The following is a 23631-nucleotide window of genomic DNA, read 5'->3' as shown; positions in this document are numbered from 1 at the left end:
CCCGCCCCGGAGCCTGCCATGCCCCTGCAGGAACACTGCCGCATCGAACCGCTGGACCAGGCGCACGCGCTGCACGCCAGCTTCTACACCGAACCGCACTGGCTGGAGTTCGAGCAGCGCGAGGTGTTCGGGCGCAGCTGGCAGCTGGCGGCGCACACGGGCGAGCTGGCGGCGCCGGGCGACCATGTGGTGGGCGATGTGGCGGGCAAGCCGGTCATCATCGTGCGCCAGCCGGACGGCAGCCTGCAGGCCTTCTTCAATGTCTGCCGCCACCGCGCCGGGCCGCTCGCCACCTGCAACGGCAAGGGCGCCAAGGCGCTGCACTGCAAATACCACGGCTGGACCTACGAGCTTGACGGCGCGCTGCGCGCGGCCACGGAAATGCAGGACGCGCGCGGCTTCGACAAGTCCGCCATCGGCCTGCCGCGCGTTGCGGTGCGCGAGTGGCACGGCCTGGTCTTTGTGGCGCTGGACGCGGCCACGGCGCCGTTTGCGGAAGTCTTCGCCGGCATCGCCGAACGCGTCGCACCGGCCGGCCTGGCGCACATGCGCTTCGCCAAGCGCGACACCTACCGCCTGGCCTGCAACTGGAAGGTGTACGTCGACAACTTCCTGGAGGGCTACCACCTGCCCTTCGTCCACCCCGGCCTGTCGCGGGTGCTGGACTACCGCGCCTACGACACCGAGCTGGCGCAATGGCATTCGCTGCAGCATTCGCCGCTGCGCAATAACGCCGGCCTCTACGGCGACGGCCACGCCTGGTACTACTTCATCTACCCCAACACCATGCTGAATATCACGCCGGGGCGGCTGCAGACCAACCGCATCCTGCCGGCCGGGCATGGCCACTGCATCGTGGAATTCGACTACTACTATGCCGACGCGCCGGACGTGCAGGCGCGGGTGCAGGCCGAGCAAGCCTTCTCCGACCAGATCCAGGCGGAAGACATCAGCATCTGCGAGCAGGTGCAGCAAGGGCTGGCCTCCGGCTCCTACAGCGCCGGGCGCCTGAACCCGAAGCGCGAGGGCGGCGTGTGGCATTTCCAGAACCTGCTGCGCGCCGCCTATGCACGCCGGGGCTAAGCCGCTCGGCTTCTGGATGTGCACCGCCCTAATCGTGGGCAATATGATCGGCATGGGCATCTTCATGCTGCCGGCCGGGCTGGCGCCCTACGGCAGGAACGCCTTTGCCGGCTGGGCCATCACGGTGATCGGCTGCCTGTTCATCGCCCACGTTTTCGCCCGCCTGGCGCGCGCCATGCCGGACGAAGACGGGCCGTACGGCTACTGCCGGCGCGCCTTCGGCAACGGCATCGCCTTCTTCACCATGTGGTGCTACTGGGTCTCGATCTGGATCAGCAACGCGGCGCTGGCGATTGGCATCGTCGGCTACCTGGCGGCGCTGCTGCCGCCGCTGCGCGCCAACCCGGCCCTGCAGCCGCTGGCCGGCATGGCCATCATCTGGTGCTTCGTGCTGGTCAGCCTGCGCGGCGCGCTGGCGTCGGGCCGGGTGCAACTGGTGTCGGCCGCGCTCAAGCTGCTGCCGATGGGCGCCATCGTGCTGCTGGGGGCGTGGGTGCTGGCGGGCGACAGCGCGGCCTACGCGGCGCACCTGGCGGACGTGCCCTTTTCACTGGACGGCACGGCAGCCGCCGGCACCATCGCGCTGTTCGCCATGCTGGGCGTGGAGTGCGCGGCGCTGCCGGCCACCAAAGTCGACCAGCCGGAGCGCACCATCCCGCGCGCCACCATCGCCGGCACGCTGGCGGCGGCGACGGTGTATGTCGCGGTGTGCGCCATCCCGCTCCTGCTGCTGCCGGCGCGGGAACTGGCGGCGTCCGACGCGCCCTTTGTCGCCCTGTTCCAGCGCTATTGGGACGCCGGCAGCGGGCAATGGCTGGCGCTCGCGGTGATCGTCAGCGGCCTGGGCGCGTTGAACGGCTGGACCATGCTGGCGGGCGAAGTCACGGCCTCGATGGCGGCGCACGGCATCTTCCCGGCGCACCTGAAGGCGGCCAACCGGCACGGCGCGCCGACCTGGTCGCTGCTGCTGATGGGCGTGCTGGCCAGCGCCATGATCGGCATGAACTACACGCGCTCGCTGGCCGAGGGCTTCACCTTCCTGACCATGGTGGTGACGGCGGCCAGCATGCCGCTCTACCTGGTGGGCGGGGCGGCGGTGTTCAAGCTGGCGCAGCGCGGCGTGCTGGCGCGCGGCAAGGCGCTCACCGTGAGCGCGGCCATGAGCTGCGTGTTTTCGCTGTGGGCCTTTTACGGCATGGGGCGCGAGGCGTTCTGGTGGGGCATGGCGCTGGGGGCGCTCAGCCTGCCGGTGTTCTGGCTGGCGCGCTGGCGGCAGCAGCGCCGCGCGGCTGCAGGCAGTACGCCAACAGCAGCAGCGCCGCCGTAACCGCGCCCACCAGCGCCAGCTTGGGCAGCCAGGCCAAGCTGGCGGCGTGCGTCACCAGCTGGTTCTGCAGCAGCACAGCGGCCAGGAAGCACAGTACGGCGGCCACCGTCCAGCGCCGGCCTTCGCTGCCGGCGCGGGTGGCGCGGCACAGGCGCGCGGCCGGCAGCGCGAAGGGCGGCCAGGGGTCGGCGGCGGCGACGTCGGCCGGGCGCCAGCCGGTGCGGCGGAAGCAGAGCGCCAGCTTGTCGCGCCAGCGCGCGGCGCGGCGCGCATCCTGCCACATCACGGCCGGCCAGGTGAACTGGGCCCACAGCGCGTTCCAGCCCGGCGCGCCCTTGCGCACGCCGTACACGCATTCCTCGCCCTCGTCGATCCAGGTGCCGAACAGGCGGTCCCACAGCATCAGGGTGCCGCCGTAGTTGCGGTCCAGGTAGACCTCGTTCACGGCGTGGTGCACGCGGTGCGCGCTGGGCGTGTTGAGGATGCCTTCCAGCAGCGGCATCCGGCCCACCAGGCGGGTGTGAATCCAGAACTGGTAGAACTTGCTCAGCGTGAGCTGGAGGATGAAGACGCCGGGCGGGCAGCCCAGCAGCGCCAGCAGCATGAACAGCGGCGCGTGCAGCAAGTCCTGGAAGGCGCCCTGGCGCAGCGCCGTGGTCAGGTTGAATTCCTCGCTCTGGTGGTGCGGCGCGTGCACCGCCCATAGCAGGTTGATCTCGTGCGACCAGCGGTGCGCCCAGTAATAAACGAAATCGAAGGCGACGAAGGACCAGAGCCAGGTCCAGGCCGAGGCGGGGTCCGCCTGCCAGGGCGCTAGGTGCTGGAACACCCAGGCATAGGCCAGCAGCCAGGCGGCCTTGGTGAACACTTCCAGGGTCACGGTCCAGATGCCGCAGGCCATGCTGGTCAGGCTGTCGGCCAGGGTGTAGGCGGCGATGCGGCGGCGCCGCGCCAGCCAGGCTTCGGCGCCGATCAGCAGCAGGAAGACCGGGGTGGCGGCGGCCACCAGGGCGTTGTTATCGAGCATGGGCGGACTTGGCGTCGGCCCAGCGCCCCAGCACCGTGCGCAGCGAGTACCAGGCCGGGCGCGCGGGCGCCAGGATGACGGTGGGCGCGTGTTCCTGGGCGTGGGCGGCGGCCTGCGCGCGCGCCAGCTCCTGGGCGGCGCGGCGCGCGGCGGCGGCGTATTCGGCCAGCTGCGCCAGCTGCAGGGCGTTGGGGAAGCCGTCGGCCAGGTAGCGCGGCGGGCAATCGTCGGTGCGCTGCAGCAGGGCGCCGATCACCGGCAGCGCCTCGTCCCAGCTCACGGTGATGGGCGGCGCGCCGCTGGCCGGGTCGGTAAAGCACAGCAGGTCGGTCTTGGGCAGCAGGCTGGGCACGCCGCGCGTCCAGGTGCAGGCGCTGGTGCGGCGCTGCTCGGGGCCGGTCTTGCCGACCATATAGGTGGCGACGTACAGGTCCTGGCCGCTGGCCGCGGTGCGCGCCTTGAGCAGCTCCTTCTGCAGGCGGTAGTCGTTGCTCTCGGCGTATTTCGCCAAGCTGTTCAGGCGCCGGCTGAGGGCCGCCGGCACGAAGGGCTGCCAGCGGCCGTCCACCAGGCGCAGCATGCGCGGGGTCAGCATCTTCTCTTCGCGCATGGCGTCGATGGCGGCTTTCAGCATGGCTTCCAGCGCGATGTCGTTCTTGTCGCTGCACACCATCAGCAGGCCGCGCGTGGGCACCATCGCCACCGGGCGGCCGTGGCTCACCAGGCCGCTGAACAGCTCCGGCAGCAGCATGCGCGAGGAATCGTAGCCGTCGTCCCACAGGCCGCCGAACACGCCCTGCGGCGAAGACTGCAGCGGCAGGCTGGAACGGGCGCGCAGGTTGGCAAACGCGGCCTCGAAAGCGGCCTCCTCGTTCATGTCCCAGGCGTCCAGGTGGGCTTGCGCCACGCGGTGCACCACGCTGCCGCGCTGGTAGACCAGGCCCACCTCCAGCCCCTCGCACAGGGGGCGGAACAGGAGCGGCGAGTAGCCGCGCGCGGCGGCCAGCATGGCTTGCCCGCGCTCGGCGCTGTTGCGCACCGTGGGCAGCAGGTGGCGCGCGGCCTCCTCCACCATGCCGGGCGTGTTGCCCATCAGGACCATGCCGGCCGTGTAGCGCAGCAAGTCTTCGCTGGCGGCGGGCGTGGCGGCCAGCCATTCCTGGTACATGCGCTCAAGCGGCACCAGCAGTTCCAGCGGATAGGGCGAGGCCGGGCCGGGCACGCCGAACAACTCGCTGTCGGCGGCGATGAATTGCCAGCGCCGGCCGGGGTCGAGCGCCTGCAGCTGCGCCTGCAGCAAGGTGGCGTATTCGGCCAGGGTGGCGCGCGCCACCGGCAGCACGCTGTCCTCCTCGATCACGCTGTCGCAGCCGCAGCGCGCCAGCGCGTCGCGGTAGCGCACCGCGCTGTCCAGGTCCAGGCCTTTCTTCAGCAGGGCGCCGTTGCCGTCGGCCACCGGGCGCACCGCTTCCAGCGGGCGGCGGAACAAAAGCATCAGGCGTGCTTCGACCCGCTCGCGCTGCGAGCCTGCCTGTACGCCCAAGGTCCGGATTCGGAAAGTCGCCGCCATATTTCTTGTTGGAAAAGTTGCAACAGCATTGTAAGCCATGCCACAGGCTAAAGGCGGTATCATGTTGGCCCCATGCCACAAACCATCGCCTCCCCTGCTACGAGTGAGCTTTTGATCAAGAAAAGTCGCTTTCTAGGCTATATCCACCCGGTCGCCGACCGCGCGGCGGCGCAAGCCATCGTGGCCCGCCTGCGCGCCGCGCATCCGGGCGCGGCCCACGTCTGCTGGGCCCTGCTGGCGGGCGGCCAGTCGGCGGCGGTGGACGACGGCGAACCGGGCGGCACTGCCGGGCGCCCCATGCTGGACGTGCTGCGCCACCAGGACCTGGAAGGCGTGCTGGCGGCGGTGGTGCGCTATTACGGCGGGGTCAAGCTGGGCGCGGGCGGCCTGGTGCGCGCCTACACCGACGCGGTGGCGCAAGCCTTGCTGACGGTGGAGAAAGTGGCCATCGTGCGCTACACGGCGCTGCGCTGCAGCCTGCCCTACGCGCTGGAAGGCATGCTGCGGCGCGAACTGGCGGCGGCCGGCGCCGAGCTGCTGGCGGTGGCGCACGGGCAGGCGGTCACGGTCGCCTTCCGCCTGGCCGAGGGCGCGGCGCCGGCCCTGGTGGCGCGCCTGAACGAGGCGGCCGGCGGCCAGCTGGCGTGGCAGCAGGATGCCGACGCCGACTGTGAATAAGCATAAGTTTTTGGTAACAATTTTTTGCCGAATTGCCGGGCTCTGCTAACGTCGTGCCATGCGTGATGAAACACTATTTTTCGGCGACCAACTCGCTGCCATCCTGCGCGCCCTGCCCGATCCGGCCTTTGTCCTGACGCGCAGCGGCCGCTACATCGCCATTTTCGGCGGCATCGACACGCGCTACTACCACGACGGCGCGGGCCTGATCGGCAAGTGCGTGCACGACGTGCTGGCGCCGGACAAGGCCGACTGGTTCCTGCAGGAAGTCGAGCACGCGCTGCACAGCCACGGCCTGCACATTGTCGAATACAGCCTGGCGGCCTGCGATGTCCAAGGCCTGGAGAGCGAGGGGCCCGGCCAGCGCCTGTGGTTCGAAGGGCGCATCCAGGTGCTGGACTTTGCCGTGGCGGGCGAGGATGCCGTGCTGTGGGTGGCCAGCAACATCACCGCGCGCAAGGAGCTGGAGGTGCAGCTGCGCATGCAAAGCGAGATCGACGCCCTGTCCGGCTTGCTGAACCGGCGCAAGCTGCTGCAGGTGCTGGCCGAGCACTACGACACCTTCGAGCGCTACGGCACGCCGCTGACGGCGCTGGTGTTCGACATCGACCATTTCAAGCGCGTCAACGATGCGCACGGCCACCTGGCGGGCGACGCGGTGCTGCAGACCACGGCCGAGGTGTGCCGGCGCGAGCTGCGCAGCACCGACGCCCCGGCGCGCCTGGGCGGCGATGAATTCGTGGTGCTGATGCCACACACCAGCGGCGAGCAGGCCGCGCCGATCGCCGAGCGCCTGCGCCAGCGCGTCGCCGAGGCCCTGCAGGCCCTGGGCAGCATCGGCGCCGGCGTCACCATCAGCGGCGGGCTGGCGGGCTTCGCGGCGGGCGACGCGCGCGGCGAAGACGTGCTGAAACGCGCCGACGACGCCCTGTACCAGGCCAAGCGCGCCGGCCGCAACCGGATTTGCGGCATGCGCTGAGGCTTGCGGGGCCTTGGTAAAAGGTTCAGAATTTCCCCAACAGTTGAGGGAGGAAACCATGGACTCGATGCTCCAGTTGAAACCCGGCGCGCCCTGGCTTGTCAGCCGCCACCCGCGCCCACGCCACCACCTGCTGTCCCACACCCCCACTGCGGCCGGGCGCCTGGCCGCGCTGCCGGCCTTTGCCGGCTGGCGCGCACTGGGCACGCCGACCCCGGCGCCGCCGGTGCCGCCGCCCCTGCTCGACCATTTGCGCCGCAGCCGCGCCGAGTGCGCCTGGCGCCAGCAGCTGCAGCAGCTCGACGAGCGCGTGGCGCGCGCCGAACGCGCGCTGCCGCAGCTGGCAGCGGCCCAGCCCTGGCAGGTGCGCGGCAGCGGCCTGGTGCTGGGCGGCGACGCCCTGCTGGCCAGCTGGCACCTGCTGTTCATGGCCGGCGGCGAGGTGCTGGCCAGCCCGGGCCGGCTGGGGCGTGAATTTGCCACCTATGCCTGCCACCTGTCGGCCAACACGCGCCAGTTGCAGCAGGCGCTGGCTGATTTCGCCCAGCTGGGGCAGCAGGCGCCCGGCCATGCCCGCCAGGCGGCGCTGGCGGCCATGGCCGGGCGCCTGCTGGCCTGGGGCGACGCCCTGGTGGAGGACGAACTGCCGGAGGAAGTCATGCTGCGCGTGCAAAACTATCCGCTGCTGTACGAGGAAATGCTGGAAACCGCCGACGGCGGCAGCGACGAGGCGGCGGCCAGCCTGGAATCGCTGGGCGACGCCGACCTGCTGCGGCTGGACTGGGCCGGCGGCCAGCGCGCGGCGCTGCGCCGGGTCGCCGGCCCAGGCCGCTGATAGGCGCCCTGATACGGTCGAAAACAGGCGCTTCTGCGCCTGTTTTTCCAGGCGGGGCTGGCGCACAATAAGCCCAACCCTGAAAGGAAGCGACATGGACAAGCAACTCGAGAAACCGCCGCGCGGCTTCGGCGCCACCCTGCTGGCGGTGGCCTGGTCCTTCATCGGCCTGCGCCGCCGCAGCGACTTCGAGCGCGACGTGGGCGCCCTGCGCCCGGCCTATGTGCTGGCCGGCGCACTGATCGCGGCCGCCTGCTTTGTCGGCCTGCTGCTGGCGGCGGTGCGCTTGGCCACCTCCTGATGGCTGTGCAGGCGGAACACGCCGACCACGCGCTCCAGCTGGGCCGCCTGCTGCTTCAGCGCGTCGGCCGCTGAGGCGGCCTCCTCCACCAGCGCGGCATTTTGCTGCGTCACCGAATCCATCTCCGTCACGGCGCGGTTGATCTGCTCGATGCCGGCGCCCTGCTCCGCGCCGGCGGCCGAGATGTCGCGCATGAGGTGCGCCACCCGCTGCACCGACGCCACCACCTGCTCCATGGTGCTGCCGGCGCGCGCCACCAGGGCGCTGCCCTGCTCGACCTGGGCCACCGAGCCGACGATCAGGTCGCGGATTTCCTTGGCGGCGGCCGCCGAGCGCTGCGCCAGCTGGCGCACCTCGCTTGCCACCACGGCAAAGCCGCGCCCCTGCTCCCCGGCGCGCGCCGCCTCCACGGCGGCGTTCAGGGCCAGGATATTGGTCTGGAAGGCGATGCCGTCGATCACGCCGATGATGTCGGCGATGCGGTGCGAGGACTCGCTGATGCTGCCCATGGTCTGCACCACCTGCCCCACCACCGCGCCGCCCTGCTGCGCCACCGCCGTGGCGGCAGCCGCCAGCTCGTTGGCCTGGCGCGCGTGGCTGCCGTTTTCGCGCACGGCGCTGGTCAGCTGCTCCATGGAGGAGGCGGTTTCTTCCAGCGCGCTGGCCTGCTGCTCGGTGCGCGCCGACAAATCCATATTGCCGGCCGCGATTTCGCCGGCGGCGTGGTTGATGGTGGCGGTGCCCTGCCGCACTTCGGACACGATGCGCAGCAGGCTGTCGCGCATCAGGCCCATGGCCTGCATCATGCTGCCCTGGTCGTTGGGGCGGGTGTGCACGGCCACGGTCAGGTCGCCGGCGGCAATGCGGCCGGCAATGGCGGCCGCCACGTCCGGCTCGCCGCCCAGCTGGCGCAGCAGGCGGCGCGCGATCAGGGTGGCTGCCGCCACGCCGGCCACCAGGGCCAGCACGCTCATGGCCAGCATCAGGTTGCGGGCGGCGGCATAGGCCTCGCTGGCGGCGGCCGCGTCGCGCGCGTTGTGCTTGCGCTGCAGCTGCACGTCCTCGTCCATCGTATCCTGCCAGCGCTGGGTGACCGGGCCGGAACGCTCCATCAGCAGCGCCAGCGCCTCGGCGTCCTTGTGCTGCGCGGCCAGCTGCAGCACCTGGTCGGTCAGCGGGCGCGCCTCCCGCTGCAGGGCGCCGATGCGGGCGCGGATTTCCTTGCCCTCGGCGCTGGCCGGCAGGGCGTCAAGCGCGGCCTGGGCCCGGTTGTACTGTTCGCGCGCGGCCTGCAGTTTAGGCAACTCGCGCTGCATGGCCGCGTCGTCGGTCAGCAGCACCACGGTGCGCGTGACGCGCGCCACGATATGCACCGCTTCCGACATATCCTGCACGTGGGCCAGTTTGGCCACGTTCAGCTGCACCACTTTTTCCAGCTGGGCGTGGATGCGCTGCATATTGTAGATACCCAGGCCGGACACGGCGGCCATCAACAGCAGCACCAGGCCGAAACCCAGGGCCAGGCGGGCGCCCACCGTCATCGTTTGCTGTGACATGGCTATTCCTTTCGTAGTGACGTGGAACCCAGTTCTGCAAATAGGCAAGACTACACCAATTACATTAGAATCTGTCGATTCCAAAAAATAAGCCGCCCCCTTCATGAACCTGCAAGTGATCCTCAACCTCGCCGTCGCGGCCGTCGTGCTGGCCTTCCTCGTGTGGCAGCAGCGGCGCCATGCCAGTTTCACGGTGCGCGTGTTTACCGCCCTGGGCGTGGGGATCGCCATGGGCGCCGGACTGCAAGCGCTGTACGGCGCCGGCAGCGCCGAGGTCAAGCTGACCGGCCAGTACCTCGACATCGTGGGTAGCGGCTATGTCAAGCTGCTGCAGATGATCGTCATGCCGCTGATCCTGGTGTCCATCGTGTCGGCCATCCTCAAGCTGCGCAACGCCAGCTCGCTGGGCAAGATCAGCGCCCTCACCATCGGCACCCTGATGCTGACCACCACGGTGGCGGCGGCGATCGGCGTCCTGATGGCGAAAGTATTCGACCTGAGCGCGGTCGGCCTGGCCGCCAACGCGGCCGAAGTGGCGCGCGGCGCCTACCTGGAAGGCAAGCTGGCCGATGCCCAGGCCGTTTCGCTGCCGAACATGCTGCTGTCCTTCATCCCGAGCAATCCCTTCCTCGACATGACGGGCGCGCGCAAGACCTCCACCATCGCGGTGGTGGTGTTCGCCGTGTTCGTCGGCGTGGCGGCAATCGGCATCGCCGAGAAGAAGCCGGAGCACTTCACCTCCTTCGACCATGCGGTGCATGTGGCGCACACCATCGTGATGCGGGTGGTGACGCTGGTGCTGCGCCTGACCCCGTACGGCGTGTTCGCGCTGATGGCGCAGGTGGTGGCCAGCTCCAGCTATGCCGATATCCTGAACCTGATCGGCTTCGTGCTGGCGTCCTACTGCGCGCTGCTGCTGATGTTCGGCGTGCACCTGGCCATGGTCTCGGCCAGCGGCCTCAATCCCCTGCGCTACACGCGCAAGATTTTGCCGGTGCTGACCTTCGCCTTCACCTCGCGCACCAGCGCGGGCGCCATTCCCATGAGCGTGGCGACCCAGACCCAGCGCCTGGGCACGCCGGAAGGCATCGCCAACTTCGCCGCCTCGTTTGGCGCCACCATCGGCCAGAACGGCTGCGCCGGCATTTATCCGGCCATGCTGGCGGTGATGATCGCGCCCACCGTGGGCATCGACCCGTTCACGGCCGCCTTCCTGGTGCCGCTGCTGGCCATCATCACCATCGGCTCGGTCGGCGTGGCCGGGGTGGGCGGCGGCGCCACCTTTGCGGCGCTGATCGTGCTGTCCTCCATGAACCTGCCGGTGGCGCTGGCGGGGCTGCTGATTTCCATCGAACCGCTGATCGACATGGGACGCACCGCGCTCAATGTCAGCGGCTCGATTGCCGCCGGCACGGTGACCAGCCGCGCCATGGGCGAAACCAATATGGCGACCTTCGCCAGCGACCAGGAATTGCAGGTCGATTCCCAAACTACCCACTAAAGCACTTTAAGGAGACTTCATGCGTCGTCTTACCCTGTCCCTGGCGCTGGCCGCACTGTGCGCCGGCACCGCCCTCGCCTCGCCCACCAACCCGGTGAACGGCGCCGAATTCCGCACCCTGCCGACGCCGCAGCCGACCCAGAAGGTGGAAGGCAAGGTCGAGGTGATCGAATTCTTCATGTATCACTGCCCGGCTTGCAATATGGTGGAAGCGCCGCTCGCGGCATGGGTCAAGAAGAACGCGGACAAGGTGAACTTCCGCCGCATCCACCTCTCCAGCGGCGAGCCGCGCGACTTCGAAGCGCGCCTGTTCGCCACGCTGGAGGCGCTGCAGCTGCAGGACGCCATGCATGACAAGGTGCTGCAGGCCTGGCACCAGGAGCGCCGCCGCCTGCGCAGCGACGCGGAGAATCTCGAGTGGGCGGTGCGCAACGGCATCGACAAGGAGAAGTTCCTGGCGGCTTACAACTCCTTCGGCGTGAACATGCGCATGAAGGCGCTGGGCCGCATGGCGGACAGCTACGCCGTGACCGGCACCCCGACCATCATCGTCAACGGCAAGTACAGCACGGAGCCGAGCATGGTGGCACAGGCTAACCGCCACCTGGCCAATGATGATGTGATTCCGGCGTCCTTGCAGGTGCTGGATGCGCTGGTGGCACGCTCGCGCCAGTAAGCGTTAGACCAGGGGCGGCATGGTCCGCCCCATTTTGCGCTTGGCGCTGCGTAGCGCGTGCAGTCTCGTTTCAGCGGGCGGCGTCAGTTCTCCGCAAACAGCTTGCCCATGGCAGCGAGATCAAAGCGGATTTGCAGCGACTCCTTATCCCTCCATGCCCCCATGTGGATATGCGGGTGGCGCGAGAAGCCGTTGTTTCCCACATAGGCAATGTGCTGGCCGCTGTCGACTTTATCCCCGGGCTTGACGGTCATCCGGGTCACGTGGGCCAGGACGAAATGCACCCCGTCCTCGCGCTTCAACTCCACGAATCCTGCTGGCGCCTTGCCGAGTATTCCCGGTTTGTTTGGCGTCGGATTGTTCTTAACGTTGACCACCTCGCACGCACATGGCGACAGGACCTCCTGCCCCCAGCCATACCAATCCGAATTGCGGCGGCCATCGCCCTTGTGCGCCCGCATCCACAGGCGGCCTTTGACTTCGACCATTTGTTGGATCACGCAGTCGGCACCGAGCGCATCGCCGGGCGCTTTGAGGCTTCCCAGCCAATGCTCGGTGCAGGTGTAAGGCTGCTTGAAGATGGGGTGGGCGGTGACGCTTGGCAGCTCGCCGGGCGAAGCGAAGGCGCTGGATGCGTAGATGGACGCCAGGAGTACAAAAGTAGTTTTCATGGATTCAGGCTCGCAAAAAGGTTGGTTATGGCTGTATCTGAGCTAAGTTGCTTTTTTGGATACACCGCCAGTCTGCCGCAATTCGCCAGTGCACGCTCGGAGGCGCCTGTGCACACCTGTCGGCGACAGGCGTGCAGATGGCACCCGCACCCCAACGGCCTCAAATTGGCTAAACGCAAGCGCTTGCGCGATAATGCGGCTTTGCCAAAAAATCAACTTCCATGACCACAGCGCTTCGACCGAGCCAACGGCTGCACCTCATCCTGCTGGGCGTTCACGATGTCGCCGCCTCCAGCAAATTCTACGAATCCCTGGGCTGGGCGAAGTCGCCAACCAGCAATGACGGCTTCGTGAAATTCGACCTGGGCGGCTATGCGCTATGCCTGTTGTCGCGCGCGGCGTTCGCCAGCGACGCCATGGCACCGACCCCGCAAGGCTCGGGCTTTGCCGGCATCGGGCTGGTGTATCTGGCGCGTTCGGCCGACGATGTCCCGCGCATCCTCGAACAGGCCGTCGCCGCAGGCGGCACCCTCATCAAACCCGCGACAAAGACCGATTGGGGCGTGGCTGGCTATTTCAAAGATCCGGATGGCCACCTGTTCGAAGTCGATTATGAAGACGGCTGGCTACTGGATGCGGAGCACAGGCTGGTCGTCGATAAGGTGAACCCATGAAGTTTCAACAGATTATTACTCTCTTCTTCGCGCTGTCCGCCAGCATGCCGTGGCCAGCGCAGGCGGCAGCGGCATGCCCCGCCGATTTCAAAGCCTTCGTCGGCAAATTCGAAAGCGATCCCGCCTTCCAGCGCAAGCACACGCGCTTTCCCCTGGCCGCCTCGCGCATCGACAACCAGAGCCAGGATGAGCCCTTCGAGGTGAAATACGTCATCCAGGACACCAGCGACAAGGATGCGCAGCGCGCGACGTGGCCGACCCGTGCGCGCCAGGCCTCGGCGGGGCTGAAGCGGACCATTGCGCCGGAACCCGGCGGCGTGCGCGCCGTGACGTTCAGCCAGCCCGGCACCGACTACATGTTCTCCTTCTATTTCAAGAAAGCGGGCGCATGCTGGGCGCTGGTCAGGTTCGCCGACCACTCTTTGTAAACACACCTTAAAGGAAGCGCTAACCTAAGCCATCCTGCGGAAAGACATTTCCTGCGGCCATCGTGTGCCGTCCGCTGGGGGCATCGCGTACCATGCGTTTTTGACTGTCCGCCGAAGGGTTTGCGATGGAGCAAAAATGGCCGCAACATATCTGGCTGGTGCGTCATGGGCAGAGCGCGGGGAATGTGGCGCGCGATGTGGCGACGGAGGCCAATGAATTGTTGATCGATATCGCCGAGCGCGATGTCGACGTCCCCTTGTCGGCCCTGGGCCTGCGCCAGGCCGACGCGCTGGCGCAGTGGTTCGCCGCCATGCCGCCGGGGCGCCAGCCGAACGTGGTGCTGTATTCGCCCTATCTGCGGGCGCGCGCCACGGCGCAGGCGGTGCTGCAGTGCCTGGGGCCGGACGACATGCTGGCGGTGCAGGCCGACGAGCGCTTGCGCGAGAAGGAGTTCGGCATCACCGACCGCCTGACCGCACGGGGCATCGCGCACAAATACCCCGAACTGGCCGAGCAGCGCAATCACGTCGGCAAGTTCTACTTCCGCCCGCCGGGCGGCGAGAGCTGGTGCGACGTGATCCTGCGCCTGCGCAGCGTGCTCGACACCATCACGCGCGAGTACCGCCGCGAGCGCGTGCTGATCATCGGCCACCAGGTGATCGTCAATTGCTTCCGCTACCTGTTCGAGCGGCTCGACGAGGGCGCCATCCTGGCCATCGACCGCGCCGCCGACGTGCCCAATTGCGGCGTCACCTCCTACCAGTTCAACCCGCAGGCCGGCAAGCGCGGCAAACTGGTGCTGGAGCTGGAAAACTTCGTGACGCCGCTGCGCGACAGCGGCACGCCCATTACCGACAAGCCGGACATCCCGGCCGCGCCCAAGCCATGAGCCGCCTGCCAGCGACCGAACTCAATCCCGCCCTGCTGCGGCGCTGGCCGCTGCCGCAACCGGGTTTCGATGGCGACAAGGAGACGCGCGGCCATGTGCTGGTGGTGGCCGGCTCGGCCGAAATGCCGGGCGCGGCGCTGCTGGCGGCCGAGGCGGCCCTGCGCGCCGGGGCCGGCAAGCTGACCGTGGGCACCGCCGCCAGCGTGGCGCCGCAGCTCGGCACCGCACTGCCGGAGGCGCGCGTGATCGGCCTCGGCGAGACCGCCGCGCACGGCGTGCAGGCCGATAGCGCACGCCGCCTGGGCGAGCTGGCGGGCAAGGTGGATGCCTTGCTGGTCGGCCCCGGCATGCAGGACGAAGCGTCGTGCGTGGAACTGGTGCATGGCTTGCTGGAGCGCTTCGGCAGCATCCCCATCCTGCTCGACGCGCAAGCCATGTGCACCGTGCATCCGCGCCGCGAGCCGCACCTGCTGGACGAGGCGGTGGACTGGGAGCAGTTCCGCTTCCCCTCCCCGGTCCTGCTCACGCCGCATGCCGGCGAGCTGGCGCGCCTGACCGGCAAGGAACGCGCCGCGATCGAGCAGGCGCCGCACGACGCGGCCCGGGCGGCCGCCGAGCGCTGGAACGCGGTGGTGGCGCTGAAGGGCGCGACCACGGTGCTGGCGGCGCCGGACGGCAGCTTGTGGCAACACCAGGGCGGCAATGCCGGCCTGGCCATCTCCGGCTCGGGCGACGTCCTGGCCGGCATCATCGCCGGGCTCCTGGCCCGTGGCACCACGCTGGAGCAGGCTGCGGCCTGGGGCGTGGCGTTGCACGGGGCAGCCGGCGAACAGCTCGCGCTACGCTGCGGCCCGCTGGGCTACCTGGCGCGCGAAATCGCCGCCGAAGTGCCCGCCTTGCTGCGGGTGCTGGCGGCCCAATGAAAGGAGTTGAGCAATGAACACTTTAGCAAAAGCAGGCGCCCTGTTGCTGGGCGCAGCACTGGCGGCCGGCGTAGCTGGCTGCAAGAACCGCACGGACGACACTGCGGCGCCGGTAACCACGCCGGACACCACGACGCCGGCCCCGCCGCCCGTCGCACCGCCGGAGACGGCCCCGGTCAGCCCGGCCACGCCGCCCGCCGATAGCACGACCCCGCCGCCCGACACCACCACGCCGCCGGCCACCGGCACCACGCCCAGCAGCGGCACCAGCGGCACCCAGGGCACGCAGGGCAGCGGCCTGCCCTCCAGCACCGCGCCGGACAAGGTGGACCACAAGGATCCGCAACGCGACCGCCGACCGGGCTATTGAGCGCGGTGACGGCCACGCGCCGCCCGCACGGCGCGCACGCTGGGACCGCCGCCGGCCCCGGTCACGCCCGCGCCCGCCAATGCCGGCCCGGGCACCGGCGCCGGCAATTCGGAATCGGGCGCCAGCGGCAACGCCATGGCTATTTGGCGATCAGGAGCAGCACGCCGCGCCCGCACAGGCCGTAGACATAGTTTTCACCGCCGATCGCATCTTCCGCGCCGGGCGCGCGTACCTGGCCGGCGCCTTCGGCCCAGCCGCAGGTGTCGGTCACGCGATACTAGCTCTTGCCATTGCCCGGCCAAGGCAGGGTGAAATTCACGCTGGCGTTCCAGCCGTTGTAGGCCACATAGAGGGCGGAAGCACTGTCGCCGAACTCGCTGCCATCGATGCGCCAGGCCAGCGCGTGGTTGGCGCTGTTGCCGAAGTAGCCGGCATCCGCCACTGTGCCATCGGGCTTGAACCAGCGCAGTTGCTCCATCACGTTGCCGTTGCCGTCGCCGCTGGCATAAAAGTTGGCGGGCCGTAGCGCCGGATGCGCTTTGCGGAATGCCAGCAGGCCTTTGGTGAACGCCTGGAAATTGGCCTGGTCCGTCGTCCAGCTCCAGTTCTGCCAGTTGGCGCTGGAATCGAGGTTGTACGGGTTGTTGTTGCAATTGATGCTGCGCAGGGCTTCGTCGCCGCCCACCAGCATCGGCACCCCGGCCGACAGCAGCATCAGCGCCATGCCGTTGCGCGCCGCCTTGCGCTGCTCGCCCGCCGCCCCGCCCTGGTCCCAGCTGTTGTTATTGTCTTCGCCGCCGTCGCTCGGGCCGTAGGGCCAGGCCTGGCTGTTGTTCTTGCTGTTGCAGCTGTACAGGTCCTTGAGCGTGAAGCCGTCGTGCGCGGTGATGAAATTGACCGAGTGCCACGGCTTGCGGCCGTCGTCGCCATACAGGTCGCTGGAGCCGGCGAAACGCGTGGCCAGCGTGCCCGGCGTGACCGCCGCCACGCCCAGCTTGTTCTGGTCCTGGCGGATGGCATCGCGGTAGATGCCGTTCCATTCCGCCCAGCCGCTGGGAAAACCACCGACCTGGTAGGAATTGCCGCCAATCGCCCACGGCTCGGCAATGTGGTCGACGCCGCTGCCGCCGGCGGCCGGGCGCGGCGGCAGTTCCGCCACGATGCGGTTGAGGGCATTGCCGCTGTCCATCTTATCGAAGTTAAAGCAGCCATGCTGGCACGTGTTACCGAGCACCGAGGCCAGGTCGTAGCGGAAGCCGTCCACGCCCAGCTGGTCGCGCCAATAGGCCAGCGAGTCGACGATCAGGTTCTGCGCCACGGTATTGCGCGTGTTGTAGTTGCCGCCGACGCCGGTGTTGTCCCAGGCGTTCTGGTAGTCGGCGGTCAGCGAATAGTAGGTCGGGTTGTCCAGGCCGCGCATGCCGTACAGGTTGTAGGTGCTGGTGTCGCCGGCATTCCACGCCCCGCCCTCGCCGGTGTGGTTGTACACCACGTCGATGTACACCTTAATGCCGCTGTCATGGAATGCCTTGACCATTTCCTTGAACTCGCGCGTCGGGCCGCCCGGGCTCTTGTCGTAGCTGTAGCGGCGGTCGGGCGCAAAATAGCCCAGGGTCATGTAGCCCCAGTAATTGTCGCCCGTGGTGGTCAGCGGATCGGCGTCGTTGGTGTCGTTCTGGGTTTCCTGCAGCGGCAGGAATTCGATGGCGGTCACGCCCAGGCTGGCCAGGTAAGGCGCTTTCAGCCCTGCCCCTTTGTACGTGCCGCGGTAGGCGGCGCTGATGCCGGCATCGTTTTTGGTCAGGCCGCGCACGTGCGCTTCATACACGATATCGTCCTTCAGGGCGCGCGTGGGCTTGCTGCCGATCGACTGGCTGTCGCCTTGCAGCACGATCCCTTTCGGCGCGCTGCTGCCGCTGTCGATATTGCGGTACAGCGGCCCGCTGGCGTAGATGGTGCCGTTGCCCATGCTGGCCGTCACCGGGTCGTGGCTGATTTCCAGCGCATAGGGGTCGGTCAGCAGCTTGTTCGGGTTGAAGCGGTTGCCGCTGGCATCGACGTCGCTGATGAAACCGGTGGCGGAACCCTTGGCCCAGGCCGCGTTGTACGGCCAGTTCGGGCCCCAGGCGCGGTAGCCGTAGTAGACCGTGCCGCCGATGCCATAGCTGGCGAGCTGGACGCTGGTCACGTTCAGGCTCCAGACGCCGCCGGCGCCCAGGGTCAGCGGCAGGCGGGCCTTTTCCTGCTGGCCGGTGGCGGCGCTGTACAGGAACAGCTCGATGCGCGTGGCGCGGCTGGAATACACCTTGAAATTGATGCTGGATTTGCTGGCGTCATAGGCGGCGCCAAGCTTGCTGGCATTGATGGCGGCATGCGCTAGCGGGCTGCCCAACAAGGCGCAGCCCAGCATCGCCACCCCGAGGGCACGGCGAATTTTCATAACGTCTGTAATTTCACTACAGGCCCCGATAAAAAAAACCGGCGCCTCCTTGCGGAGGGCGCCGGTTTCTGGTTCAGGCCGGAAGGGGCTTAGAACTTGTGGTTGTACGACAGGCCCAGCAGGTGCAGGCGGGTGTTCCATGCGCCAACGGTGGTTTCGCCGTTGCCGGTGCAGGAGCCGGCTGGGTGCAGCGGGCTGCAGTCGTTCTTGTAGGTGGTCTTGGCTTCGTCAAACTTCAGGAAGCTGTAGGCCAGGTCGATCGAGGAATTGTTCGACAGCTTCCAGTTGGCGCCGAAGGACAGTTGCTTGCGGTCGGAATCCGGCAGCGCGGCGTGACGCAGGGTCGCGTTTTCCACTGGCGCTTCATCAATCGCCACACCGGCGCGCAGCATCCAGTTGCTGTTCAGCTTGTAGTTCATGCCGAGCGATGCGCGCAGGGTGTTTTTCCACTGCTGGCGGATCACTTCGTCGCCTTCGGTGGTGCCGACGAACTCGATGTGCAGGTCCTTCATGCGGGAATGACGGGACCAGGTCACGTCAGCCATCAGGGCCAGCTCGTCGTCCACCTGGGAGAACATGTTGACCGACAGGGTTTCCGGGGTCTTGATGTCAACCAGCGCGGCCGAATTGGTCTTGCGCGAGGACGCTTGCAGCACCTTGTTCACCACGGCGTCGGTGGTCACACCAGAGAAGTCCCACACGGCCTTGCCGCGCAGCTTGTGGTGGATCGAGGAGCGGTAAGCCACGCCGAAACGGGTGTCTTTGCTCAGGTGGTACATATAGCCCAGGTTGAAGCCATAGCCCCAATCCTTGCCGTCCATCTCGGCGTGGCCATCCTTGATGGAGGCCAGCGCGGCTGGGTTGCCGCCGGCGGCGACGATGTGCTTCAGCAGCTCAGCGCGGCGCGCTTGCGCTTCCGGGGTTGGCGAGCTCAGTGCCAGCACGGAACCAGGCACGTCCACGCCCTGGCCCAGGTAGGCCTTCATGAACTCGGCGTCCAGGCCGAAACCGAAGGAGTGCTGCTCGTTCAGCTTGAAGGCCACGCTTGGGTTGATGGTCATCGACTTCAGGTCGATGTTGGTCAGCGCGTAGCGGCCGGTCCAGCCGTAGTCATAGGACAGCTTGGCGCCGTACGGCACGAAGGTGCCCAGGCCCACGGTCCACTGGTCGTTCAGCTTCTTGGACAGGTAGAGGGACGGTGCGGCGACAGCGGTCGGCGCGTAGTCATCCAGGCTGGCGACGCCGCCGGTCGGGGTGCCGGTGAAGCGCTTGGAGCCAGCATCCTTGTATTCGGAATGCGGCACCACGGCGGTTACGCCGCCCACGAACTGCATGCCGTCCAGGCGGGTCAGGCCGGCCGGGTTGGCGAAGATGGTGGAGGCGTCGGCCGCTTCGGCGCCGTTGGCATCGGCCGTGCCTTGACCGGACACGGACTGGGAACCAAAGCGGTAACCGGATGCGTTAGCGGAGAAAGAAGCAGCGGACAGCGCGGCCGCTACCAGCAGAGTGAGGTATTTTGGGTTCAAGGTAAGTCTCGGCTTGTTAGTTATTGATATATGTTTAACCTTGCGCTGGGGGAAATGCGCAAGGGCACCGAAGTTTACACTAAAAGCGCACGAGAGTGCTTTTAAATTGCGAATTGTGTAACAAAAAAGGGCCCGAAGGCCCTTGTTCCCGCTGTTATACGGTGGTGTGCGCTCAGCGAACCTTGCGGCGGCGCGCTGCCGCCAGGCCGGCCAGGCCCAGGCCCAGCAAGCCCAGGCTGGCCGGTTCCGGCACGTCGGCCGGCGCCGCCACGGCATCCTGCACCAGGATCAGGCGGTCCCACTCGGTGGACGAGTTGAGCCAGGTCACATTGCCGGCGCGCCAGCCGCCGGCCACGAAGTTCGGATCGCCGTTGACGTGCCAGCTCAGGCGGTCGTTTTCCGGGTTCGCGCCGAAGCCGTCGCCGCCAGTGTCTGCCGAATCCTGGGAAATCAGATCGCCCAGGCCGGCAAAGCCGATCGAGGAGCCGTTGTAATACCATTCCGCGCCGTTGGCGGCGTGGGTCTGGTTGTGGCCGGTCAGAGAGAAGACCTGTTCCTTGGCCGCATAGCTCAGCAGCTTGAAGGTGGCCGAGCCGTCTTGCAGGGCGGCAAACATCACGTTCTTGCCCGCCGCAATACCGCTGATGACGTCGCCCAGGTTGAAGCCGGTGCCGTAATCGCCACGGTACACGACCGACCAGCCGCCGTTCAGCACCGCGTTATAGCTGACATCGTTCTGCACGCCAACGGCGGTGTAGGCCGGGCCGGCATGCGCGACACCGAGGGTGGCCAGGGACAGTACGGCAGCGATCAAGGTCTTTTTCATGTTGCAGCTCCAAGTGAGTTAGTTTCACCTTGATAGCAATAGTTGTGCCATGTATAAAAATCAATAGCTTATCTCAGCGGCAATATCTGTTTGTAAAGAATATCGACACATAACTAAAGGCAATTAAGCGCTGCGGGCCCGCAGGCGCCCGCCCGTCAGCCGGCGCAGCAGGCCGCGCAGCAGGCGGAACACCATGCGCAGCATCAGCAGCGCCGCGAGCGCCTCGCCCGCGGTCAGCAGGAAGGCCATGGCCGCCCCCCAGCGCGCATCGCGCTGCAGGAATTTGGCCACCATGCCCTCGCGCGCCTGCTCGATGCTGTCGTAGAAGGTCGGCACCACCAGCAGGGTCAGCAAGGTGGAGGTGATGGTGCCACCGATGATGGCGACGGCCATCGGGCGGTAGAACTCGCCGCCGTTGCCCATGCCGATCGCCACCGGCATCATGCCGGCGATCAGGGCGAAGGTGGTCATCAGGATCGGCCGCAGGCGCATCTGGCCGGCCTGCATCAGCGCCTCCTGCCGCCCGGCGCCCTGCTCTTCCAGCTTGCGCGCCGCGTCCAGCAGCAGGATGGCGTTCTTGGCCACCAGGCCCATCAGCATGATGACGCCGATCAGGCTCATCAGGTTAAGGGTGCCGCCGGTGAGCAGCAGGCCGACCACCACGCCGATCAGGGACAGCGGCAGCGACAGCATGACCGCGCCGGGCGCAGTGAAGGAGCCGAACTGCATCACCAGCACCAGGTACATCAGGCCGATGCCCGACAGCAGGCCGATGCCCATCGAGGTGAAGATCTCGTTCTGCTCGCGGCTGGCGCCGCCCACGTCCTGGCCGAAGCCTTCCGGATAGACCATATTGTCGGCGATCTTGCGCGCGTCGGCCGTGACCTCGCCCGGCGAGCGCCCTTCCACATTGGCCGTGACGGAAATGGTGCGCTTGCCATTCTTGTGGCGGATGGTGGCCGGGCCTTTGCCCATAGTGATGCTGGCGATCTGCTCCAGCGGCACCATCTGGCTGCTGCCGGCGACGCCGATCGGCAGGCGCGCGATGCTGTCCAGGCCGGCGCGGTCGGCCGGGTGCAGGCGCACCGCCACGTCGCGCGCCTCGCCGGTCGGATCGACCCAGTCGCCGACCTCGATGCCGGCGAAGGCCACGCGCAAGGCGGAGGCGGCGTCGCCGGCGGCGATGCCCATGGAATTGGCCAGGCCGCGGTGCAGCTCGATCTGCAGCTCGTCTTTCGGATCCTGCTCGGACAGGCCGACATCGACCGCGCCCGGCACCTGGCGCAGCTTGCCCATGAATTCGTTGGTGATCTCCATCAGCTTGCGCGAGTCCGGGCCGACAAAGTCGATCTGCACCGGCTTGCCGCCGCCGCCGCCCAGGTCGTCCACCACGGTGTACTCGCCGCCCACCAGGCCGGCCAGCTTCTGGCGCAGCTCGGAGGCGATCGCCACCGCGTCGCGTTCGCGCTCATTGCGCTTGCCGATATTGATCCAGATATTGCCGCCGGCCAGGTTGATATAAGCTTCGGTCGCTTTCACTTCCTTGATGCCGTGCGCGATCGCTGCCACTTTGTCCATCTTGGTGGTGGTGTACGCCAGGCTGGAGGAGGACGGCGTGCGCACGTCGACGCGGATGGTGCCGCGGTCCTGCTTGGGCACGAAGCTGGTGCCGCCCAGGGTCGCCTGCAGCACAATGGCGCCGGCAAAGCTGGCCAGCGCGATGGCGCCCATCCAGCGGCGGTGGCGCAGCGCCCAGGCGATCACCTTGCCGTAGCGGCCGGCCTGCTGGTCGAACCAGTGGTTGAAGCGATCAAGCTGCTTGCCGATGCCTTTCTTCGGCGCGCTGTGGTGGTCCGGCGGATCGCCCCAGTAGGCCGACAGCATCGGGTCGAGCGTGAAGGAGATGAACAGCGACACCGCCACCGAACAGGTCACGGTCAGGGCGAAGGGACGGAACCATTCGCCGGCCAGGCCCGGCATGAAGGCGACCGGGATGAACACCGCCATGATGGAGAAGGTGGTGGCGGCCACCGCCAGGCCGATTTCGGCCGTGCCTTCCAGCGCCGCGGTGCGGCGGTCGGAACCGTTCTGCATATGGCGCACGATGTTCTCGCGCACCACGATGGCGTCGTCGATCAGCACGCCGATCGCCAGCGACAGGCCGAGCAGGGTCATGAAATTCAGCGTGAAGCCGCACAGCCAGACCGCGATAAAGGCGGCGATCACCGAGGTGGGCAGCGCCAGCGCCGTGATCAGGGTCGAGCGCCAGGAATTGAGGAAGGCGTACACCACGAAGATGGTCAGCACGGCGCCGAACACCAGCGCCTCGATCACATTGTCCAGCGATTCCTGCGCGTTCTTGCCGTCGTCCTCGGTAATATCGAGCACGGTGCCGTCGGCGGCCAGCTCCTTATTGATGTCCGCCGTCAGCGCGCGCACCGATTTGGCCACCGACACGGCGGAGGCGTCGCGTGCGCGCACCACATGCAGGGCCACATTCGGCTTGAGGTTCTGCTTGCTGATAGTGTGGATCTCGGCGAAGCCGTCTTCAATTTGCGCCAGCTGGCCCAGGCGGATCACCTCGTTGCCACGGCGCTTGACCACCACATCCTTGAATTCCTCCGGGCGCTCGATGCGGCCCACCAGGCGGATGCCCTTCTCCTCCAGCGCGCCGCGCACCTTGCCCACCGGCGCATTGGTGTTCTGCATCTGCAGCGCGTGGCTCACCTCGCCCACCGAAACATTGTATTCACGCAGCTTGTCGGCGCGCAGCAGCACCGACAGCTCGCGCCGCAGCGCGCCGTTGACGTTGACCACTGCCACCCCGTCCAGGGCGCGGAAGCGGTCGGCCAGCTTGTCTTCCGCCAGGCGCGAGATGGCCGCATGCGACAGCGTCTTGGACGACAGCGCCAGCTGCATCACCGGCTGCGCCGAGGTGTCGATGCGCTGGATCATCGGCTCGCGCATTTCGGTCGGTAGCTTGTAGCGCACCGCGGCGATGGCGTTGCGCACTTCGTCCGAGGCTTCGATCAGGTTCTTGTCGAAGTTGAAGCGGATCTCGAACTGGGCCCCGCTTTCGCCCGAGGTGGAGAACAGGTCCTCCACGCCGGCAATCGACTGCAGCGATTTTTCCAGGCGGTTGACCACCTCGCGCTCCACCGTTTCCGGCGAGGCGCCCGGATAAGGGATGGAGATGAACAGCATCGGCAGCTCAACATCGGGTTCGCGGTTGACGCGCAGCTTGGACAAGGCCAGCAGGCCCACCGCCATCATGGCGATGATCAGCACGATCATCGACACCGGGCGCTTGATACTGAAGTTTGACAGGAACATTGATTGTATTTTTATTA

General features: G+C 67.6%; 20 protein-coding genes and 1 pseudogene. 13 read left to right on the top strand and 8 right to left on the bottom strand.

The window, feature by feature from the left end; genetic code table 11:
- The first annotated feature begins 18 nt into the window (after positions 1-18).
- Positions 19-1083 (top strand): aromatic ring-hydroxylating oxygenase subunit alpha, encoded by a 1065-nt coding sequence (locus tag GTP41_RS25290; protein WP_161028369.1) that lies wholly within the window; start codon positions 19-21, stop codon positions 1081-1083.
- Positions 1067-2410 carry an amino acid permease gene (locus tag GTP41_RS25285; RefSeq protein ID WP_161028368.1) on the top strand — a complete coding sequence of 448 codons (1344 nt, stop codon included), beginning with the start codon at positions 1067-1069 and terminating at the stop codon, positions 2408-2410. The genes GTP41_RS25290 and GTP41_RS25285 overlap by 17 nt, the downstream gene beginning before the upstream one ends.
- Here GTP41_RS25285 and GTP41_RS25280 read toward each other — a convergent pair.
- Positions 2322-3437 (bottom strand): sterol desaturase family protein, encoded by a 1116-nt coding sequence (locus tag GTP41_RS25280; protein ID WP_161028367.1) that lies wholly within the window; start codon positions 3435-3437, stop codon positions 2322-2324. The two genes, GTP41_RS25285 and GTP41_RS25280, sit on opposite strands and share 89 nt — an antisense overlap.
- Positions 3427-4980, bottom strand: coding sequence for a DUF1444 domain-containing protein (locus GTP41_RS25275; RefSeq protein ID WP_161028366.1), 1554 nt, complete (start codon positions 4978-4980; stop codon positions 3427-3429). Before GTP41_RS25275 ends, GTP41_RS25280 begins: the two co-directional genes overlap by 11 nt.
- A gap of 99 nt (positions 4981-5079) precedes the next feature.
- Between GTP41_RS25275 and GTP41_RS25270 the strand changes: the two genes are divergently transcribed.
- From GTP41_RS25270 to GTP41_RS25255, 4 genes are all read left to right on the top strand, one after another.
- Positions 5080-5685 carry an IMPACT family protein gene (locus GTP41_RS25270; protein ID WP_161028365.1) on the top strand — a complete coding sequence of 202 codons (606 nt, stop codon included), beginning with the start codon at positions 5080-5082 and terminating at the stop codon, positions 5683-5685.
- Positions 5686-5743: 58 nt separating this feature from the next.
- Positions 5744-6664 (top strand): GGDEF domain-containing protein, encoded by a 921-nt coding sequence (locus tag GTP41_RS25265; RefSeq protein WP_161028364.1) that lies wholly within the window; start codon positions 5744-5746, stop codon positions 6662-6664.
- A 58-nt stretch (positions 6665-6722) separates the two neighbouring features.
- Positions 6723-7499: a hypothetical protein gene (locus GTP41_RS25260; protein ID WP_161028363.1), complete on the top strand. Its 777-nt coding sequence runs from the start codon at positions 6723-6725 to the stop codon at positions 7497-7499.
- 94 nt (positions 7500-7593) lie between these two features.
- Positions 7594-7800, top strand: coding sequence for a DUF2970 domain-containing protein (locus GTP41_RS25255; RefSeq protein ID WP_161028362.1), 207 nt, complete (start codon positions 7594-7596; stop codon positions 7798-7800).
- Here the strand turns inward: GTP41_RS25255 and GTP41_RS25250 are convergent.
- A complete protein-coding gene (locus GTP41_RS25250) occupies positions 7719-9356 on the bottom strand; it encodes a methyl-accepting chemotaxis protein (protein ID WP_161028361.1) in 1638 nt (545 codons plus the stop codon). The genes GTP41_RS25255 and GTP41_RS25250 overlap by 82 nt on opposite strands.
- Positions 9357-9459: 103 nt before the next feature.
- On the opposite strand from GTP41_RS25250, the gene GTP41_RS25245 reads away from it, so the two are divergent.
- The gene (locus GTP41_RS25245) at positions 9460-10857 is read left to right on the top strand and encodes an L-cystine transporter (RefSeq protein WP_161028360.1); all 1398 of its coding nucleotides are present in this window, start codon (positions 9460-9462) and stop codon (positions 10855-10857) included.
- 19 nt (positions 10858-10876) lie between these two features.
- A complete protein-coding gene (locus GTP41_RS25240) occupies positions 10877-11533 on the top strand; it encodes a thiol:disulfide interchange protein DsbA/DsbL (protein ID WP_161028359.1) in 657 nt (218 codons plus the stop codon).
- An 83-nt stretch (positions 11534-11616) separates the two neighbouring features.
- Here GTP41_RS25240 and GTP41_RS25235 read toward each other — a convergent pair whose 3' ends face one another.
- Entirely contained in the window at positions 11617-12204 is a 588-nt protein-coding gene (locus GTP41_RS25235) for a M23 family metallopeptidase (RefSeq protein ID WP_161028358.1), read from the bottom strand.
- 221 nt (positions 12205-12425) lie between these two features.
- Here GTP41_RS25235 and GTP41_RS25230 point away from each other — a divergent pair, with 221 nt between their 5' ends.
- The 5 genes from GTP41_RS25230 to GTP41_RS25210 all read left to right on the top strand — a co-directional run bounded on the left by GTP41_RS25230 (position 12426) and on the right by GTP41_RS25210 (position 15489).
- Positions 12426-12878 carry a VOC family protein gene (locus tag GTP41_RS25230; RefSeq protein WP_161028357.1) on the top strand — a complete coding sequence of 151 codons (453 nt, stop codon included), beginning with the start codon at positions 12426-12428 and terminating at the stop codon, positions 12876-12878.
- Positions 12875-13306, top strand: a complete 432-nt coding sequence (locus tag GTP41_RS25225; protein WP_161028356.1) for a hypothetical protein — start codon at positions 12875-12877, stop codon at positions 13304-13306. The genes GTP41_RS25230 and GTP41_RS25225 overlap by 4 nt, the downstream gene beginning before the upstream one ends.
- Before the next feature lie 125 nt (positions 13307-13431).
- Complete coding sequence (locus tag GTP41_RS25220) at positions 13432-14196, top strand: histidine phosphatase family protein (protein WP_161028355.1); 765 nt, start codon at positions 13432-13434, stop codon at positions 14194-14196.
- On the top strand, positions 14193-15119 hold the full coding sequence (locus GTP41_RS25215; protein WP_161028354.1) for an NAD(P)H-hydrate dehydratase: 927 nt from the start codon (positions 14193-14195) through the stop codon (positions 15117-15119). The genes GTP41_RS25220 and GTP41_RS25215 overlap by 4 nt, the downstream gene beginning before the upstream one ends.
- A gap of 13 nt (positions 15120-15132) precedes the next feature.
- Positions 15133-15489, top strand: a complete 357-nt coding sequence (locus tag GTP41_RS25210; protein ID WP_202419883.1) for a hypothetical protein — start codon at positions 15133-15135, stop codon at positions 15487-15489.
- 139 nt (positions 15490-15628) lie between these two features.
- Here GTP41_RS25210 and GTP41_RS25205 read toward each other — a convergent pair.
- From GTP41_RS25205 to GTP41_RS25190, 4 genes and pseudogenes are all read right to left on the bottom strand, one after another.
- Positions 15629-17899, bottom strand: a pseudogene (locus tag GTP41_RS25205) (alpha-amylase family glycosyl hydrolase).
- Positions 17900-18018: 119 nt separating this feature from the next.
- Positions 18019-19455, bottom strand: coding sequence for an OmpP1/FadL family transporter (locus GTP41_RS25200; RefSeq protein ID WP_161028353.1), 1437 nt, complete (start codon positions 19453-19455; stop codon positions 18019-18021).
- A gap of 172 nt (positions 19456-19627) precedes the next feature.
- Entirely contained in the window at positions 19628-20281 is a 654-nt protein-coding gene (locus GTP41_RS27225; protein WP_202419881.1) for a PEP-CTERM sorting domain-containing protein, read from the bottom strand.
- A 123-nt stretch (positions 20282-20404) separates the two neighbouring features.
- Positions 20405-23614 carry an efflux RND transporter permease subunit gene (locus GTP41_RS25190; RefSeq protein ID WP_161028352.1) on the bottom strand — a complete coding sequence of 1070 codons (3210 nt, stop codon included), beginning with the start codon at positions 23612-23614 and terminating at the stop codon, positions 20405-20407.
- Positions 23615-23631 lie beyond the last annotated feature (17 nt).

The organism is Pseudoduganella guangdongensis (assembly GCF_009857475.1).
In the GTDB taxonomy this organism is placed as follows: domain Bacteria; phylum Pseudomonadota; class Gammaproteobacteria; order Burkholderiales; family Burkholderiaceae_D; genus Rugamonas; species Rugamonas guangdongensis.
This window is presented reverse-complemented; position numbering and strand designations above follow the sequence as displayed.